The 15,265-nt window shown below is 63.6% G+C and carries 11 protein-coding genes; 7 read left to right on the top strand and 4 right to left on the bottom strand.

The window, feature by feature from the left end; all coding sequences use genetic code 11:
- The first annotated feature begins 57 nt into the window (after window positions 1-57).
- Window positions 58-939 (top strand): substrate-binding periplasmic protein, encoded by an 882-nt coding sequence (locus N5B55_RS11095; protein ID WP_304538200.1) that lies wholly within the window; start codon window positions 58-60, stop codon window positions 937-939.
- 86 nt (window positions 940-1,025) lie between these two features.
- Here the strand turns inward: N5B55_RS11095 and N5B55_RS11090 are convergent, their stop codons facing one another.
- Window positions 1,026-1,466, bottom strand: a complete 441-nt coding sequence (locus N5B55_RS11090; protein ID WP_254659159.1) for a hypothetical protein — start codon at window positions 1,464-1,466, stop codon at window positions 1,026-1,028.
- Window positions 1,467-1,792: 326 nt separating this feature from the next.
- On the bottom strand, window positions 1,793-2,614 hold the full coding sequence (locus tag N5B55_RS11085) for a MipA/OmpV family protein (protein WP_304538199.1): 822 nt from the start codon (window positions 2,612-2,614) through the stop codon (window positions 1,793-1,795).
- A gap of 222 nt (window positions 2,615-2,836) precedes the next feature.
- Here N5B55_RS11085 and N5B55_RS11080 point away from each other — a divergent pair, with 222 nt between their 5' ends.
- The gene (locus N5B55_RS11080) at window positions 2,837-4,570 is read left to right on the top strand and encodes an alkaline phosphatase family protein (RefSeq protein ID WP_304538198.1); all 1,734 of its coding nucleotides are present in this window, start codon (window positions 2,837-2,839) and stop codon (window positions 4,568-4,570) included.
- Between the two features lie 64 nt (window positions 4,571-4,634).
- On the opposite strand, the gene N5B55_RS11075 is transcribed toward N5B55_RS11080, so the two are convergent.
- The gene (locus N5B55_RS11075) at window positions 4,635-4,907 is read right to left on the bottom strand and encodes a hypothetical protein (RefSeq protein ID WP_004631175.1); all 273 of its coding nucleotides are present in this window, start codon (window positions 4,905-4,907) and stop codon (window positions 4,635-4,637) included.
- Window positions 4,908-5,321: 414 nt separating this feature from the next.
- Here N5B55_RS11075 and N5B55_RS11070 point away from each other — a divergent pair, with 414 nt between their 5' ends.
- The 3 genes from N5B55_RS11070 to N5B55_RS11060 all read left to right on the top strand — a co-directional run bounded on the left by N5B55_RS11070 (window position 5,322) and on the right by N5B55_RS11060 (window position 6,578).
- Window positions 5,322-5,549, top strand: a complete 228-nt coding sequence (locus N5B55_RS11070) for a signal peptidase (protein WP_065859866.1) — start codon at window positions 5,322-5,324, stop codon at window positions 5,547-5,549.
- A gap of 137 nt (window positions 5,550-5,686) precedes the next feature.
- A complete protein-coding gene (locus tag N5B55_RS11065) occupies window positions 5,687-6,253 on the top strand; it encodes a MerR family transcriptional regulator (protein WP_304538197.1) in 567 nt (188 codons plus the stop codon).
- Window positions 6,156-6,578, top strand: coding sequence for a carboxymuconolactone decarboxylase family protein (locus tag N5B55_RS11060; RefSeq protein ID WP_304538196.1), 423 nt, complete (start codon window positions 6,156-6,158; stop codon window positions 6,576-6,578). Before N5B55_RS11065 ends, N5B55_RS11060 begins: the two co-directional genes overlap by 98 nt.
- Here N5B55_RS11060 and N5B55_RS11055 read toward each other — a convergent pair.
- Window positions 6,575-7,882, bottom strand: coding sequence for a hemolysin family protein (locus N5B55_RS11055; protein ID WP_304538195.1), 1,308 nt, complete (start codon window positions 7,880-7,882; stop codon window positions 6,575-6,577). The two genes, N5B55_RS11060 and N5B55_RS11055, sit on opposite strands and share 4 nt — an antisense overlap.
- Before the next feature lie 505 nt (window positions 7,883-8,387).
- Between N5B55_RS11055 and N5B55_RS11050 the strand changes: the two genes are divergently transcribed.
- Both N5B55_RS11050 and N5B55_RS11045 read left to right on the top strand, forming a co-directional pair.
- The gene (locus N5B55_RS11050; protein ID WP_369812402.1) at window positions 8,388-11,210 is read left to right on the top strand and encodes a bifunctional glycoside hydrolase 114/ polysaccharide deacetylase family protein; all 2,823 of its coding nucleotides are present in this window, start codon (window positions 8,388-8,390) and stop codon (window positions 11,208-11,210) included.
- Window positions 11,197-15,228 (top strand): tetratricopeptide repeat protein, encoded by a 4,032-nt coding sequence (locus tag N5B55_RS11045; protein ID WP_304538194.1) that lies wholly within the window; start codon window positions 11,197-11,199, stop codon window positions 15,226-15,228. Before N5B55_RS11050 ends, N5B55_RS11045 begins: the two co-directional genes overlap by 14 nt.
- The last annotated feature ends 37 nt before the right edge of the window (window positions 15,229-15,265 follow it).

Here is a 15,265-nt window from a genome sequence, read left to right as displayed (position 1 = left end):
GCTGTCCCTGCCTTCGTGTGCGTCGGCTCGCGCATTTTTTCCGCCAGGAGAGGTCTCATGAACGCCCGTTTCCGGTTGGCTGCGGCCCGCGTCTTACGTCGCCTTGCCAGCCTGCTGTTTGCTGCGGCAGCCATGGTAGGTAGTGTCGCGCCTGCCCACGCCGACATGGCGAAGATCCGCCAGAGCGGCGCGCTGAAGGTCGCGCTGTACAAGGGGCTGCCACCGTTCTCCGATAACGTCGGGGGACAGCTCAGCGGCATCGACGTGGCGCTTGCCAACGCGCTCGGCAAACAGATGGGGCTGTCGGCGTCGTTGCTGCCGTTCGATGCCGATGAGGATGGCATGTCGGGCGACCTGCGCAACATGGTCTGGAAGGGGCATTACCTTGGATATGGCCCAGCCGACGTGATGCTGCATGTGCCGGTCGACCCGAACTTCATTCGCCAGAATGGCCAGGTGCTGATTTTTGCGCCGTACCTGCGTGAAGCCTATGTGCTGGTGTACGACAGCGACCGCGTCGGCAAGGTCAGCAGTTTCGAAGACCTTGCTGGCCAGGCGACCGGCGCCGAGCAGGGATCGGGCGGCGCAAGCGCACTGCTTGCCGGCGCCAACGGCGGCCTTCGCGACAAGGTGAAGATCTACCCGGAGGCCAACGAGGCCCTGCGTGCGCTGTTTTCCGGGCAGATTGCCGCGGCAATGGTGACGCGCGCGCAGTATGAAAACGCGTTGAAAACGCAGAGCCCGCCTGCCACGCGCTTTGTGGCAACCGAACTGCAGTCGCCGCTGTTGCCGCCACGTGGCTGGGCGATCGGCATGGCCGTCAAGGCGGATCAGCGCGAACTGGCACAGGCGCTCGAGAGCGCGCTCAACGCGCTGCGTGCGAGCGGCGAACTGCAGCGGATTTTTGCCCAGTACGGCGTGTCAATGGTGGCACCGTAGACGCCACCGCTTGCGCACGGAGCCGAACGTGTCGACGCAACAGAAGGGCGCTCACTGCGGGCTGGCCGCACCGGCCAGCGCACGCCCTACGCCTTTTCCGCCGCGGCGTGCTTGGAGGGCAGCGCACTCACGTTGTCGTCGAACGCCGAATCCACGGGGATCTTCGAGAAGTGGTGGATCTTGGGCGCGTGCGAGTCGTCGGCCTGGGCGTCGTGCGGGTCGATGAACGACATCGCCGTGCGGCGCTTGAGCACATGCGAGTCGCGCGATTGCGATTCGCGCCACAGCTCGGCCGTGAACTTGAGCCCGGCGCGCAATGCGTGGGCGCTTTCCTGCTTGCCCTTGCGCTGGTCGGAAACGCGCTCGATGCCTTTCTTGACGACGTCTTCCAGGAACGTGATACGGGCGCGGTAATAGTCCGCGTGCATTTGTGCATCCATCACGCGCTGCTCTGCCTGGTACAGCTCCATGCGCAATTCGCTTAGCGCGCGTTCGGCCTGCTTCTCGGGAGAGGGTGCGTGGCTCAAGGCCCAGTTTGCAATCCACCGCAACATGGTCAAGCCCTCCTGTCTTGCGGTGTCCGCCGCCGGTGGGAAGACACCGTTCACTGCCCGCGCATTGATCGGAAGTGATCGCCGCTTGCGAAACAGACTAGCAAAAAAAGCAGCGCGATTGCGCTAATGCACGTGCGTGCCTGTTGTGAAAAGGAAGCATGGTCCTTTTGGGTGAGAGGCGCGCGGGGCAAGTTCTGGTTTCATGGTCGGATTGCCTCGTTCCCTCGGACGCAAGGCAAGGAACCCCCTGCCTGCGCAAGCGATTGCGCGCATCGTGGCGCCCGATGTTGGCCTGGATGTCAGCGGAACCGGTACGTGAGGGAGGCCATGGCCGTGGCCTGCTGGCGGCGCTGCGTGACCGGGCTGTCCGCCGCATCGCCACGCAGTCGCGCTACCGTGAGCGAGCCATTGGCCGTCCACCGGTCATCGAGCTTGCACGTGACGATGGCGTTGAAGTGGATGTCGCGCAGCCCCGCGTGCGTGGCAAATACCGGCAGGCCCGAACGCGCGCTCTGCCCATCGTCCACGCCGAAGAACGTACGCATGTACTGGCCGTTCGTCCATGACACGCCGGTGCCGAGGCTGAACAGCCAGCGGCCCACCGGCGCACTCGCGTAGGCATCGGCATTGACGATCAACCCCTGCCGGTTACCAAGGATGTCCTGCTCCGCATCGGTGGACAACGTGAGGAGCGACACCGTGTACTGAGCGAACGCCTTGGCGCGCACCGTGACGTTGACATTCCCCAGGCCATTCAGGCGCGCGTCGTCATGCGCATGGCGCCACGTCGGGTCGAACTGGAAGTTACCGCCCACCTGCCAAGTGTCGTTGTTGGCGAGGTAGACGCCGGCAAAGTCCATCCCTTTGGAAAAGAACCGGTGCCTGTATTCGATTTCCTGATCGATCCACGGAAACACGAAGCTTGATTTTGCACCGGGATACTTGGGCGACATGTAAATCGCCGGGCCGACAGCGATGCTCCAGTCGCCGGCCTCTGCGCTGTTTTCCGCGTTGGCGGCAGGGGCCGTCTGTGCCTGGGCAGCGCTGATTGACAACGCGCTAACCAAGACCGAGGAAAGACGGAGCAGAAGGCGGAGCGGGGCACGCGAAGGCAGCAGCATGAGCGAACGGAACTGGAGAGAAACGCGATTGGACGGAACGACGGGCACGCCATTCTAGTAGAACCGCCCGAACGGTTGATGATGGTGCAAACGTTGGCTCATCCGGCCGGCGGGCCGACGTTACATTTGTCATGCGAGCGACACGGACAGGTCGCCGGGCCGACATACAGCAAGGCTAGCGTGACCGGGCCGCCCGATGGCGGTAATCCAGAGGAGAAACCCGTGTCCCCCCAGAAAACTCTTGCTGTTGCCGTGCTTTCCACGCTGGCATGTGGTCTGTCTGCACACGTGCACGCCGATGACGATGACGATCATGCGAGCCACGCGCGCGCGAAGCATGTCCTGCTGATTTCGGTCGACGGCTTGCACCAGTCCGACCTCGACTGGTACGTCGGCAACCATCCCGGCTCCACACTGGCGCACCTTGTGCGCCACGGCGTGAGCTACCGCAATGCCCGCACGCCGTTCCCGTCCGACTCGTTTCCGGGCATGGTCGGCCAGGTGACCGGCGGCAACCCGAAGACCACCGGCATCTACTACGACGACGCGTACAGCCGCAGCCTGCTTCCGGCCGGCACGACAGCCGCCAACTGCCACACCACCAAGCCCGGCGCTGAAGTTTTCTATGCGGAAGTGATCGCGAAAGACCCGAACCGTCTTGACAGCGGCCAGGGCATCCCAGGCCTGTATGCGGATTTCTCAAAGATCTCGCAGCTGACGGGCCGCGCGCAGGACCTGATCGACCCGAGCTTTCTACCGGTGTCGCCCGTCACCTGTGCTCCGGTGTATCCGCACCAGTATCTGAAGGTCAACACGGTGTTTGAAGTGGCGCGCAAGCATGGTTTGCGTACGGCATGGTCTGACAAGCATGCCGCGTACGAAATCCTCAACGGACCGAGCGGCAAGGGTATCGACGACCTGTTCGCGCCCGAGATCAACAGCTCGGTAACCGACCCGTCGCTGCCCGCCGGCCCCGGTGCCGATTGGACCAAAGACAATACGAACACGCAGCGTTACGACAGCTTCAAGGTGCAGGCCGTGTTGAACTGGCTCAAGGGCCACGACCACGCCGGCAACGGCACACCCGGCGTGCCTGCCATCCTTGGCATGAACTTCCAGGCTGTGTCGACCGCACAGAAGCTGAACAAGTCGGCGTATTACCCGGACCCGTCCAACACTGCCAACAAGGTATCGGGCGGCCTGGGTGGCTACATCAACAACGGCGCAGTGCCGGGTGTGGTCCTGCAAAGCGCGCTGACCTTCGTCGACAACAAGCTTGGCGAGCTGGTCAAGGCGGCCGACCCGTCCAACACGGTGGTGATCGTGTCGGCCAAGCACGGCCAGTCGCCCGACAGCCGCGCAGACCTCACCATCGTCAACGACGGCGACATGATCGACGCGCTCAACTGCGCATGGGAAAAGTACGCCGCAACCTGCAAGGACGCGACCAAGCCGCATCTCGTTGCGCACGCGATGGACGACGACGGCATCCTGCTGTGGTTGAACGACCGCTCACCGGCCGCACTGCACTTCACGAAGCACTTCCTGCTGGGCTATTCGGGTACAGGGGTGGGCTCGGATTCGGCGGGCAATGCCATCGCCAAGCCCTTTACGCAAGCCGGCGCGAGCCGCTTCGTGGTGGGCGAGGAGGTGGCTGACTTCTTTGGCGCGAAGCCCAGCGATGATCGCATTCCGGATGTCGTCGGTATCGCGCAGCAGGGCACGGTGTGGGCCGGCAGCAAGCTATCGAAGATCGCCGAGCACGGCGGCTTCCGTCCCGAAAATCGCCATGTGCCGATCGTGGTGTGGGGGGCGGGTGTCAACGCTGGCATCGTGGACGAGCGCGTCGATACCAATCAGATCGCGCCGACCATCCTGAGCGAGCTGGGCCTCAAGCCGCATGAACTGCAAGCCGTGCAGATCGAAGGCACGAAGCGTCTGCCGCATCTGCATTGATGCACTGCTAAGCAGGCAAAAAAAACGCCGGGAATGTCCCGGCGTTTTTCATGGCGCGACGGCCTTATTGCTTGGCGGGCGCAGCGGCCTTCGGTGCCGAAGCGGCGTCGGTCTTGGCTTCCGACTTGGCTGCAGCCTTGTGGGCCTTCTTGTGAGCGTGCTTCTTCTCGTGCTTGGCTTCAGCCTTCGGTGCCGAAGCGGCATCGGTGGTCGTCGCTGCAGCGGTCGCGGCCGGTGCAGGTGCGGCGGCCGGTGCGGAGGCGGTGCCAGCCGCGAACACGGGGGCTGCGAAGGCACCAGCAACGATCAGAGCGGCCAGGGATTGAGCGACTTTCATGTGAGACTCCTTAATCAGATTCAAGCGGGATGTTGGGACTCCAGATACATGGATCTCGTCCCATTTGCGATCCATGCCTCCAAAAACGCCTGACATTGCGGACGCGCTGACCGCCGTTTGTAAGCGTTCTTCCCACGGTGTAAGCGCGCGTAACAAGGTGAGTTTTGGCGCCTCTGCTGTTGCTTGCGATGGGTTGAGACACATCAAGGCTCCGGCGTGCGCATTGGCGTACCGTCAGGCTTCGGGTGGACAACCGCTGGCACCTACACCACACTGCATGGTGATGCGCGGGTCATTCCGGGTCATTCCGATATCGGGCCGCGCATTGCACAGCAGGTGCGGGAGCGGATTGGGTCACGCTCCATCCAGTACCGGAACGCGCCATAAACCAGTCTCTTCTATAAGGACAACACGATGAACAAGCTCCTGGCTGCCCTTGTGGCTGCAGTCTTCAGCGCCGGCGCATTTGCGCAGGCTTCCGCGCCGGCTGCCCCGGCCCCTGCCTCGCCTGCCGCCGCGCCGGCACCTGCGGCATCGGCACCGGCCGCAGGCGAGAAGAAGGCTCACCATCACAAGAAGAAAAAGAAGCGCGACCACCGTCCGAAGCTGCAGGACAAGAGCGCATACGGCGTGGGCGGCTGATCAGCTGCAGCCTGCCGTTTTTTCTGCACACAGGCGCCGGCCTCCGAAAAGGGGCCGGCGCTTTGTTTTGGGAGGCCCGGAAGAATTCGCGTAAAGTCGCTTGACTTAGAGTGCGCTCTAACTTCTAAGCTCCGTTCATGACCACATTCCTGACCATCGCCCAGGTTGCAGAAGCCACCGGCCTGTCGACGCATACGCTGCGCTATTACGAGCGCATCGGCCTGCTCGACAGCGTGCAGCGGCGCGATAACGGCCATCGTGTCTTCCGTGCCGAAGACATGACGTGGCTGGAGTTCCTGCTGCGCCTGCGCGATACCGGCATGCCGATCGCGCAGATGCAGGCGTACGCCGCGCTGCGGCGGCAGGGCGACAGTCTGGAGAGTGTGTCGGCGCGCCAACGTCTGCTGGAGTTGCATGCGGCGGCGCTGGAAGCGGAGCTGCGCGCGCGGGCCGAGACCCTGGCCGTGCTGCGCGTCAAACTCGTTGTCTACGACGGCATCCGGGCACGGATTGAAGCCGCCGAAGGCATCGGGGGTGCCAAGGGCTCTGCTTCCTCATCTCCCAAATCGAAGCACAAGCCAAAACGCCAACCGAACGAGGACGCGCATGACCCCGACCAACCACACCGCACAAGCCGCAAACCACGCCAACCTGCAGGACGACCGCTACGCGCGGGGCTGGCAAAAACTCAAGGAAGTCGATGATGTGGCTGGCGAACGCGTGGTCGAGGCCATGGCCGACATCTCGCCCGACCTCGGCCGCTACATCGTCGAATTCGGGTTTGGAGATGTCTACTGCCGCCCCGGCCTGACGCTGCGCGAGCGCGAAATCGCCACCATTGCCGCGCTCACCGCACTGGGCAACGCAGCCCCGCAGCTGAAGGTGCACATTGCGGCAGGGCTCAACGTGGGGCTGACACGCCAGGAGATCACCGAGACGATCCTGCAGATGGCGCTATACGCGGGTTTTCCTGCGGCGCTCAACGGCATGTTTGCCGCCAAGGACGTGTTTGCCGCCCACGACGCCTAGGGCACGGTCGCTGCCGGCGGATCGATGCGCCGCGACACCAGCAACTGATCGATCCGGTGGTTGTCGATGTCGAGCACTTCGATATGCAGCGGCCCGATGTCGACGGTTTCGCTCTTCTTGGGGATGCGCTTGAGCGCATAGATGACCAGCCCGGCAAGCGTTTCGACGTGGTGTTCGCCGGGCAGGTCGTCGAGGTCGAAGGCGCGTTTCACGTCGCCCAGCGGCGTGACACCGTCGATCAGGCACGAGCCGTCATCGCGGCGCACGATCTGCTCGTCTTCGCCCAAGTACAGTATGTCGCCCATCACCGCGCCGACAATGTCGTCGAGCGTCACCACGCCCACCACGAGCCCGTATTCGTTGACCACCGCGCCAAACCGCTCGTGCATCTCGCGAAAGCGCGTGAGTGCCTGTGACAGGTTGAGCGTGTCCGGCAGCACCAGCAGATTCTTGTCGTAGTGCTTGCTGATGTTGCGGATTACGGCGGAAGACTCTTCCGACAGAATCTGTTGCAGGATGTCCTTGGACGCGATGAAGCCGAGCACCGAGTCAATGTCTTCGCGGCAGACCAGGTATTCGGCATGCGGCTGCGCGATGATCTTCATCTTGATCGACTCCAGCGGTTCGTCCACCGTGAAGTAGATCACCTCGTCGCGCACGGTCATCACCGAAGTGATGGTGCGGGATTCCAGTTCGAACACGTTCTCGATCATCGCCAGCTCATGCTTGCGCAGCACGCCGGCCTCGGCACCCGCGCCGACCATGGCTGCAATGTCCTCCGTGGTGATCTGCTCGACCCGATGCGTCGGCACGCCAAACAGCTTGAGAAACATGTCGGCGGCCCCGTTGAACAGCCATACCACCGGCCGCAACGCGCGCAGGCACGATTGCATCGGGCCGATGATCGACATCGCGCAGCGCTCCGGATAAAGCACGGCCAGGCGCTTGGGCAGCAGGTCGGCAAACAGAATGAAGAGCGCCGTCACGATGATGAAGCCGGCGAAGCTGCCGATACGCTCGGCGCGGGCAGCCGGCAGCCAGTCGCGCAGCGCCGCAACCAGCGGCCCCGAAATTTGGCTGTCGCCGATGACACCGGCCAGGATGGCCACCGCATTTACCCCGATCTGCACCACCGTAAAGAAGTTGCCGGGCATGTCCTTGAGCTGCAGCACACGCAGGGCGCGGGTGTCGCCATCATCGGCCAAGGTTTGCAGGCGCGTGCGCCGCGAGGCCGTCAGGGCGATTTCGGAAGCAGAAAAAAAGGCGCTGATCAGGATCAGCAGTGCAAGGAGGAGGGCTGACATGGGTCGAATGCGGCCGCCGCAGTTACGCTACGGAAGACGTTTTGTGCCGTCAATGCGCCGCGCGGCCGCCTCAAATGTGGCTTCGGCTGATCATGGTGCAGCGCGGATCGCTTTGTCAAACCAGCACTTTGGGCACCTACCGCAAAGAATTACCTATGTCCACCGTAGGGGGTCGGACATCCAAAATGTGGTTTGCTGCGTACCCATAGCTTGGGCGATACTTGCACGGGCTGACCATACTGTCCCGATTAGCCTTGCGGGGCCTGCGTTTGCAGGCGGTGATCGAGAGTGAAGACAGATGTTCGGCGGGGCGCAAACGGAAGCGTTGCAGGTCCATTGGGTGCCGGCGCAGATCGGCTGCAAGTGTATGCACATCGTTGCATAGGAGTGGGTTATGGGGATTCTCTGCCGTTCAGTGCGGCATTCCGGGGGGAAGCGGGGGAATACAGGACCAGCAGGGATCATCGGGCGCTTGGCTGCGGTATTGGCTGCAGCGCTTGTATGCATGCCCGGGGAGGCGCATGCCCAGCAAACGGCTGGAGCACTGGAAAGCACATCCCCCGCCGCGGCCAGCGCGCCGAACATCGCGTGGTACTACGGCGACAAACCGCCCGTGGGCCAGTTGCGCGCGTTCGATGCCGTCGTCGTCGAGCCGGACCACGGTTTCGACCCATCCCAGTTCAAGACGCCTAGCACGCAGTGGTTCGCCTACGTGAGCCTGGGCGAGGTCACGCCGCAGCGCCAATGGTTCAAGGCATTGCCCAAGTCATGGTTGCTCGGCGACAACGCCGCGTGGGCCTCCCGCGTGGTCGACCAGGCCCGGCCCGAGTGGCCGGCGTTCTATGTCGAACACGTCATCAAGCCGCTGTGGGACAAGGGCTACCGCGGCTTTTTCCTCGATACGCTCGACTCGTATCAGCTGGTGGCCAAGGATGACGCCTCGCGTGCGGCGCAGGAAGCCGGCATGGTGCGGGTCATTCGGGCGATCAAGGCGCGCTATCCGGACGCCAAGCTGATCTTCAACCGCGGGTTTGAGATCCTGCCGCAGGTGCATGACCAATCGTATGCGGTGGCGTTTGAATCGCTGTATCGAGGCTGGGACCAGGGCGCCAAGCAATACAAGGAAGTGAGCGACGCCGACCGCGCGTGGCTGATGGGCCAGGTCCGCAAGATTCGCGACGAGTACCACCTCCCCGTCATCGCCATCGACTACTGTCCGCCGGCCGACCGTGCCTGTGCGCGCGATACCGCCCAGCGCATCAAGGCGCAGGGCGTGGTGCCGTATGTCACCGATCCGGACTTGTCGACCATTGGTGTAGGGCGCATCGAAGTGCTACCGCGCAAGGTGTTGATCCTCCAGGATCGTGACCCGCGCACGACCATTGACACCAGCGAGGGCGTGCGCTTCGTGGCCACGCCGCTCAATTTCCTTGGCTACGACGTCGAGTACGCCGACATCAACAAGACGCTGCCCGCTTCTGTACCGCCCGACCGCTACGCCGGCGTGGTGGTGTGGGTGAACACCAGTCCGATCAAGCAGGTGGCGGCGCTGTCGTCTTGGGTACGGCAACGCATTCATGACGGCGTACGTATCGCCTTTCTGAACCAGTTTGGTCTGCCGGTTGACGCCAGCATGGCGGACATGTTCAAGCTGCAGCTTGTGCGTGGGCGTGCCAACGGGCCGCTTTCGGTGGTGTCGCAAGACAGGATGATGGGTTTTGAGATGGCGCCGCAACCGGAGCGCCGTGAAGCCCAGCCGATCAAGGTGAGCGCGAACGGACAGTCGCTGCTGCGGTTGAAGTCGGGCAACTTTGAGTTTGATGCCGCAGCCATTACCGATTGGGGCGGCTATGTACTGAATCCGTACGCGGTGTTCTCGATGGACACCGTTGAACAGGCGCGCTGGGTGGTCCAGCCGATCGAATTTCTGCGCCGCGCACTTGCGCTGCCTGACATGCCGATCCCCGATGTGACCTCTGAAAACGGCCGCCGGCTCATGCTCGTGCACGTGGACGGCGACGGCTTTGCCTCGCGCGCCGAGTTTCCAGGCCCCGAGTATTCCGGCGAAGTGCTCCTGCAGGACGTCTGGGAGAAGTACCGCATCCCGACAACGCTCTCGGTGATCGAGGGGGAGGTGGGCGCAAGCGGCCTCTACCCGAAGCTGACGCCGCGCCTGGAAGCAATTGCGCGTCAGATGTTTGCGTTGCCGTACGTCGAACTGGGCACGCATACCTATTCGCACCCGTTTGATTGGAGCCGCACGGTGCCCGGCGCGGCGGGGGACCGCGCGAAGGAAGGGCCCGGTGCTGACAAGGGTGGCGGGGACACTGCATTCGCGCTGTCCATCCCGGGCTACAAGTTCAGTCTCGACCGCGAGATCTCGGGCTCCATCAACTACATCAACGAGCGCCTTGCACCGCCCGGCAAGCGCGTCAAGATCCTGCAATGGTCAGGCGACTGCCAGCCGCCGGAGATTGCCGTGCGCATGACGTGGGATGCAGGCGTGCTCAACCTGAACGGCGGCGATACCACCATCACGCGCAGCTCGCCATCATGGACGGAGATTGCGCCGCTGGGCATCGACAAGGGGCCCGGGGCTTACCAGGTATTCGCGCCAAACCAGAACGAGAACGTCTATACCAATGACTGGACTGGGCCGTTCTATGGTTTTGATCGGCTGATTGAAACGCTGCAATTGACCGACACGCCGTATCGTTTCAAGCCAATCAACATCTATTACCACATGTATTCGGGCACCAAGCTTGCTTCGCTCAAGGCCTTGAAGAAGGTCTATGACTACGCGCTAGCGCAGCCCGTGTTCCCGATCTATTCGACCGAGTACGTGGCGAAGGTGCTGGACTTCCGCAGCATGGCCATCGCCCGGGAAGTCGGGGATGACAATACCTGGGTGGTGCGTGGTGATGGCGACCTGCGCGAACTGCGCTGGATGGCCCGCGGTACGCCGCGCATGGCGGATGCGCGGGGGGTGGTCGGGTATGACAAGGCGGCGGGCGGTATCTATATCCATCTCGATGATGGCGCCGCACGCTTTACGCTCGCACCTGAAGCAGAATCGGCGAAGCCCGCATACATTGCGGAAGCCGCAGCCTTCGTGCGCAACTTCGCACGAAACGGAAATGCGTTGAGTTTCGAGGCCGGTGGCTACTACAAGCCGTTTGTTCGTCTGGCCAACGCGGGAGCCTGCCGCGTGAAGGTCAATGGCAACCCGGCGCGCACCGCCCGCGCACAAGACAACACCGTACGCGTTGATCTGACAGGAGCTGCAGCGCAAACCGTGACCTACCAACGTATCGATGTGGTCTGCTGACCTGACTCCGCGTGAACGGCTGCTGCCAGCCTGGCTGATCGGTACCCTGGGTGCACTGATCGGGCTTGCGCTCGCCTTGATGTTCCCCCGCGAGCGCCTTGAGGCGCGCTTGCTGGAGGGCGGCAAGGTGGATGCGCTGTCCGTGGCCTACCTGGAAGCCTGGCTGCGCGTGCGTCCGAACGATGGCGAGTTCCTGAGCGTGCTGGCCGCCCAGTACGTTCGCACCGGCCGCTTGCCGGAAGCCGAAGCCATGGTTGCTCGCATGCGTGCGCTGCACGACAAGACGCTCGACCGTGAAGCGCTGCTGCTTGACATCGCCATCCGAGAGCAACGCGCATACGCGCTGCAACCGAACGATCCCCAACGCGCCGCCATGCTGCTTGACCTGCGTGGTCTGCTCAAGCAGGCGCTGGACTATCGCTGGACCGCGGCCGAACTGGAGATGCTCGCCGCCAAGTCGCGTGGCTTGGACCAGGGCGCGATTGCTGTCCAGTTCTATCAACGCCTGGCTAAACAGGACGTGGCGCGTGCCGCGCAATGGCAGGCGCGTACTGCCGAGATCGCACTGGGCGTGGGCGAATACCGCGCCGCTGCGGCTGCCAACTTTGCCGCGCAGGCCACAGCCACCTCGCTCGACGAACAGCGCCGCTACTTCATCGCAGGGTTGAAGGCATTGCAGTCCGGCAACCTGCTTGACGATGCCATGACGGAAGCGCAGCGCCGCGTTGGCCCGCTGATCGACGATACCGAAACGCTGCGCTTTCTCACGCGCCTGGCGATGGCATGCAATCGGCCGGATCTGGCAGACCAATACGCGCGCCGCCTGCTGCGGCTGTCCAGGTATCAGGCGCAGGAGCGTGTTGCCTTGGCCTCCGGCGTCGGCCGGCATGACTGGGCATTCGCCGGCCGGCCTGAGCCGTTGCCAAGTCCGGCAGACCTGGTGTTCATGGACGGCCCGGAAGGTCTGGCGCGTCGCCAGCGCTACGCTGCGCGCATTCGCCCGGTGGCGGATAAACAGGACAAGGCTGGCGATGCTGCTTCGTCTGCGCAGCCATCTGGCGCACAGGCGATCGCACGTGGGATTGCGCCATTCAATGCGGAAGATTACGACCTCGCATTCCAGGTTTTCATGGGCAGCGGCAATCTGAACGACGCCATGCGCGTGGCCGAGGCCGCTGTGCGTCAACGCCCCGATCTGAAAATCTGGACCGAACGTGCCGCGCAAGTGGCTGAGTGGAACCGGCAACCGATGGCGGCGCTGAACTACTGGCTGGCGTATGCGCAGTCCACTGGGGATGATGCCGCCTGGCACCATGTGTTGCGTCTGGCGCCCGCGCTCAATGAAGACCACGCCTATCTGGCAGCGTTGCGCTACCAGGCAAGCCGCAACCCGGGCGACATGAAGCTGCTCGACCAGGTTATCGCGGCCTACGAGCGCCTGGGTGAACCCGTGCAAGGGCTGGCGTATCTGGACAGCATCGCGCACGGTCCGCATCGGCAAGTGGTGCTGGAGCGCTATGCCAATCTGGCCGAGCGCGCAGGCAAAGACGAGCCGGCCTACGACACCTACGTGCGTTTGCAGAAGGAGTTCGGCCCCAACGCGCGGTACGCGCTCAAGCTGGCGAACATCCTGTACGTGCGCGGACAGTTCGCCCAGGCCCTTGCTGCCATGCAGGCTGCGGACAAGACGGCCTCGCCAACCGATGACCTGTATTGGCGGACCTTCGCCCAGCTCGCGCGCCTGAACCAGCGTGACGATCTGTCGCGTGCGGCGTATCGACAGTTGCTGATCGGCGGCAGGGCTGAGCCAGACGATCTGACAACGATGATCGACTTCTACGACGCCAGCCCCATCGACGCGGGTCGCCTGGCTGAACTCGCCTTCCGGAAGGCGGGCACGATGGTTCATCTGCAGCAGGCCATCTACTACTACACGCGTGCGCGTGCCTTCCGCCGCATCGAGGGGCTGCTGGCCTCGCTCACGCCAGAGCAGCGCAGAGCGGCCGAACAATCTGCCGGCGTGCTGGGCGCCCGCGCCGAATATTTCCGTCAGAGCGGTCAGTGGGATGCCGCCATGCGCGATCTGCGGCGCGCGGTGTCGTTGCCTGACGCGGGTAGCGATGTGAAGGCCGCCTTCCTGTGGGGTCTGCTGGATTCCGGCCAGAACGCTGAACTCAAGCGCGCATTGGCGCTTTGGCGTAACGAGGCCGAAAACGATTCCGCATATTGGGGAGCCTACGCTGCCGCCGGCCTGCAACTGTTCGACGCCAACCTTGCGCTGCGCTACCTGGGCCGCCAGAGCAAGTCGATGCAGACCGATCCGCTCTGGCTGCTGGCCTATGCCGACGCACGCGAAATGGCCGGTCAGGCCGATGCTGCCTGGGCGCTGCGCCGCGAGGCGTGGTGGCTGCTGTGGCGTGCGGAAGACACGACAGGTGGCGGAAAGACCAAGCTGCCAACGGGCCGCCGCGCAGGCACACGCGTCGCGGAGGGCGATGCCGATGCGGCACCGCTGGAAGAAGATGCCCGTGCGGAATTGCGTGCCCGGCGCGTCTCACTGGCTCAAACCTTTGGCTCTGGCGATCTGTCGCAGCGCCTGCTGATCGAATTGCTGCGCGATGATCGCCGCGCCACGAAGCTGGCCCGCGAAGGCGGCCGCTCGGCGATCGATAAGTCCGAGTTGGGCGATATCGATACGTTGCCGCCCGAGCCGCCGCAGCTTCCCACCGACAAGCGCAAGAACGCCCGCGTGAGCGACCAGCTTGTCTCTGCCGTGGCCAAGGAAGCGGCGCTGGGCTGGGCGCTGTCGCAGGAGGCGAACGATCTGGCGCGCGCGTGGCTGCTGCAGCAGTACACGCGCCGCATGACGCGCCCGGCCTATGCCGAGATTTCCATCGCCCTGGCCGAGCGCGATCTGCAGACGCTCAACCGCTTGCTGGACGACACGCCTGACCGTATTCCGCTCTACAACCGCATCGATGCGAATGTGATGACGGACCGCCTCGGCGAGGCGCAGCGGTTGTCGTTTGAAGGACTGAGCACCGCGCCCGATGACGAGCAGCTGCACGAACGTGTGCAGGAGACGCTGTTGACCAATGCACAGGCGTTGGAGCCGCGCGAGACGTGGTTCAAGCAGGCGCCCCTCACGTACTTCGAGACCAGCGCCGCCGCCGGCATCCGCCTGACCGATCACTACAGCATGCTTGTGCGCGCCACCCAACGGAACCAGCGCTCGACCGACGACACGCAGTTGACCGGCGTGCCTGCGCAGGACCGGCAGGTGGATTGGATCTCGCAGTACCAGACGCAGAACACGCAGTGGAAGGGCACGGTGGGTTGGCGCCAGGGGCTGGCCTCGCTCTACGCGTTCCGGCTGGATGGGCTGCTTGGGCAGGTTGGGCCAGTGGGCACGGAACTGTCGATCGGTCGCAACCAGCCGGCCAATGAAACGCCGCAACTGCGTGTGGGCGGCGTGAAGGATCTTTTTTCGATCGGCAACAATTGGCGGGTGACGCAGAACGAATACGTGCGCGCGCGCGTGGAAGGCAACCGTTTCTACGGACAGGATCGTTCGTTCCTCGGCAGCGGCATGGTGTTCGATGGCGAAATCGGTCACCGCTTCCGGGTGGAATATCCGGACTACACGATCCGCGTGGTGGGTACTGTCGCGCGCTACAACGCGACGGGCACGGTCAGCCCGTTGATGGCGCGCCTCCTTCCTTCGGGCGCTGCACCGGACGTCGACCAGATCATGCCGCGTTCGTTCAACCAGTTTGGCATGCTGTTTGGCTTCGGCACGGATTATCTGGACCGCTATACGCGCGCCTGGCGGCCCTTCATGGATGCAGGCATGCTGCATGACAACCGCGAAGGGTGGGGTGTGCAGGCCCAGCTTGGCGTGGCCGGCAGCGTATTTGGCAACGACCACCTGGCGCTGTACATCGAACACCAGTCGATTACGCGCGCGGGTACATCGCCGCTGACGGAGATCGGCCTGCGCTACCGCTGGCTTTACTGACAAGCAAGAACAATGCAACGGGGAAAGAACGACATGA

Origin of the sequence: Ralstonia pickettii (genome assembly GCF_030582395.1) — a bacterium.
GTDB classification, from domain to species: domain Bacteria; phylum Pseudomonadota; class Gammaproteobacteria; order Burkholderiales; family Burkholderiaceae; genus Ralstonia; species Ralstonia pickettii_D.
The sequence above is the reverse complement of the archived record's forward strand: the minus strand, read 5'-3'. Positions and strand labels throughout refer to the sequence as shown.

What these genes read in the sequence shown, in the direction of transcription:
- N5B55_RS11055 (WP_304538195.1), bottom strand. Translation starts at nt 7,882, where the DNA reads ATGTCAGCCCTCCTCCTTGCACTGCTGATCCTGATCAGCGCCTTTTTT.
- N5B55_RS11060 (WP_304538196.1), top strand. Translation starts at nt 6,156, where the DNA reads ATGACCCCGACCAACCACACCGCACAAGCCGCAAACCACGCCAACCTG.
- N5B55_RS11085 (WP_304538199.1), bottom strand. Translation starts at nt 2,614, where the DNA reads ATGCTGCTGCCTTCGCGTGCCCCGCTCCGCCTTCTGCTCCGTCTTTCC.
- N5B55_RS11075 (WP_004631175.1), bottom strand. Translation starts at nt 4,907, where the DNA reads ATGAAAGTCGCTCAATCCCTGGCCGCTCTGATCGTTGCTGGTGCCTTC.
- N5B55_RS11050 (WP_369812402.1), top strand. Translation starts at nt 8,388, where the DNA reads ATGCCCGGGGAGGCGCATGCCCAGCAAACGGCTGGAGCACTGGAAAGC.
- N5B55_RS11095 (WP_304538200.1), top strand. Translation starts at nt 58, where the DNA reads ATGAACGCCCGTTTCCGGTTGGCTGCGGCCCGCGTCTTACGTCGCCTT.
- N5B55_RS11065 (WP_304538197.1), top strand. Translation starts at nt 5,687, where the DNA reads ATGACCACATTCCTGACCATCGCCCAGGTTGCAGAAGCCACCGGCCTG.
- N5B55_RS11070 (WP_065859866.1), top strand. Translation starts at nt 5,322, where the DNA reads ATGAACAAGCTCCTGGCTGCCCTTGTGGCTGCAGTCTTCAGCGCCGGC.
- N5B55_RS11045 (WP_304538194.1), top strand. Translation starts at nt 11,197, where the DNA reads ATGTGGTCTGCTGACCTGACTCCGCGTGAACGGCTGCTGCCAGCCTGG.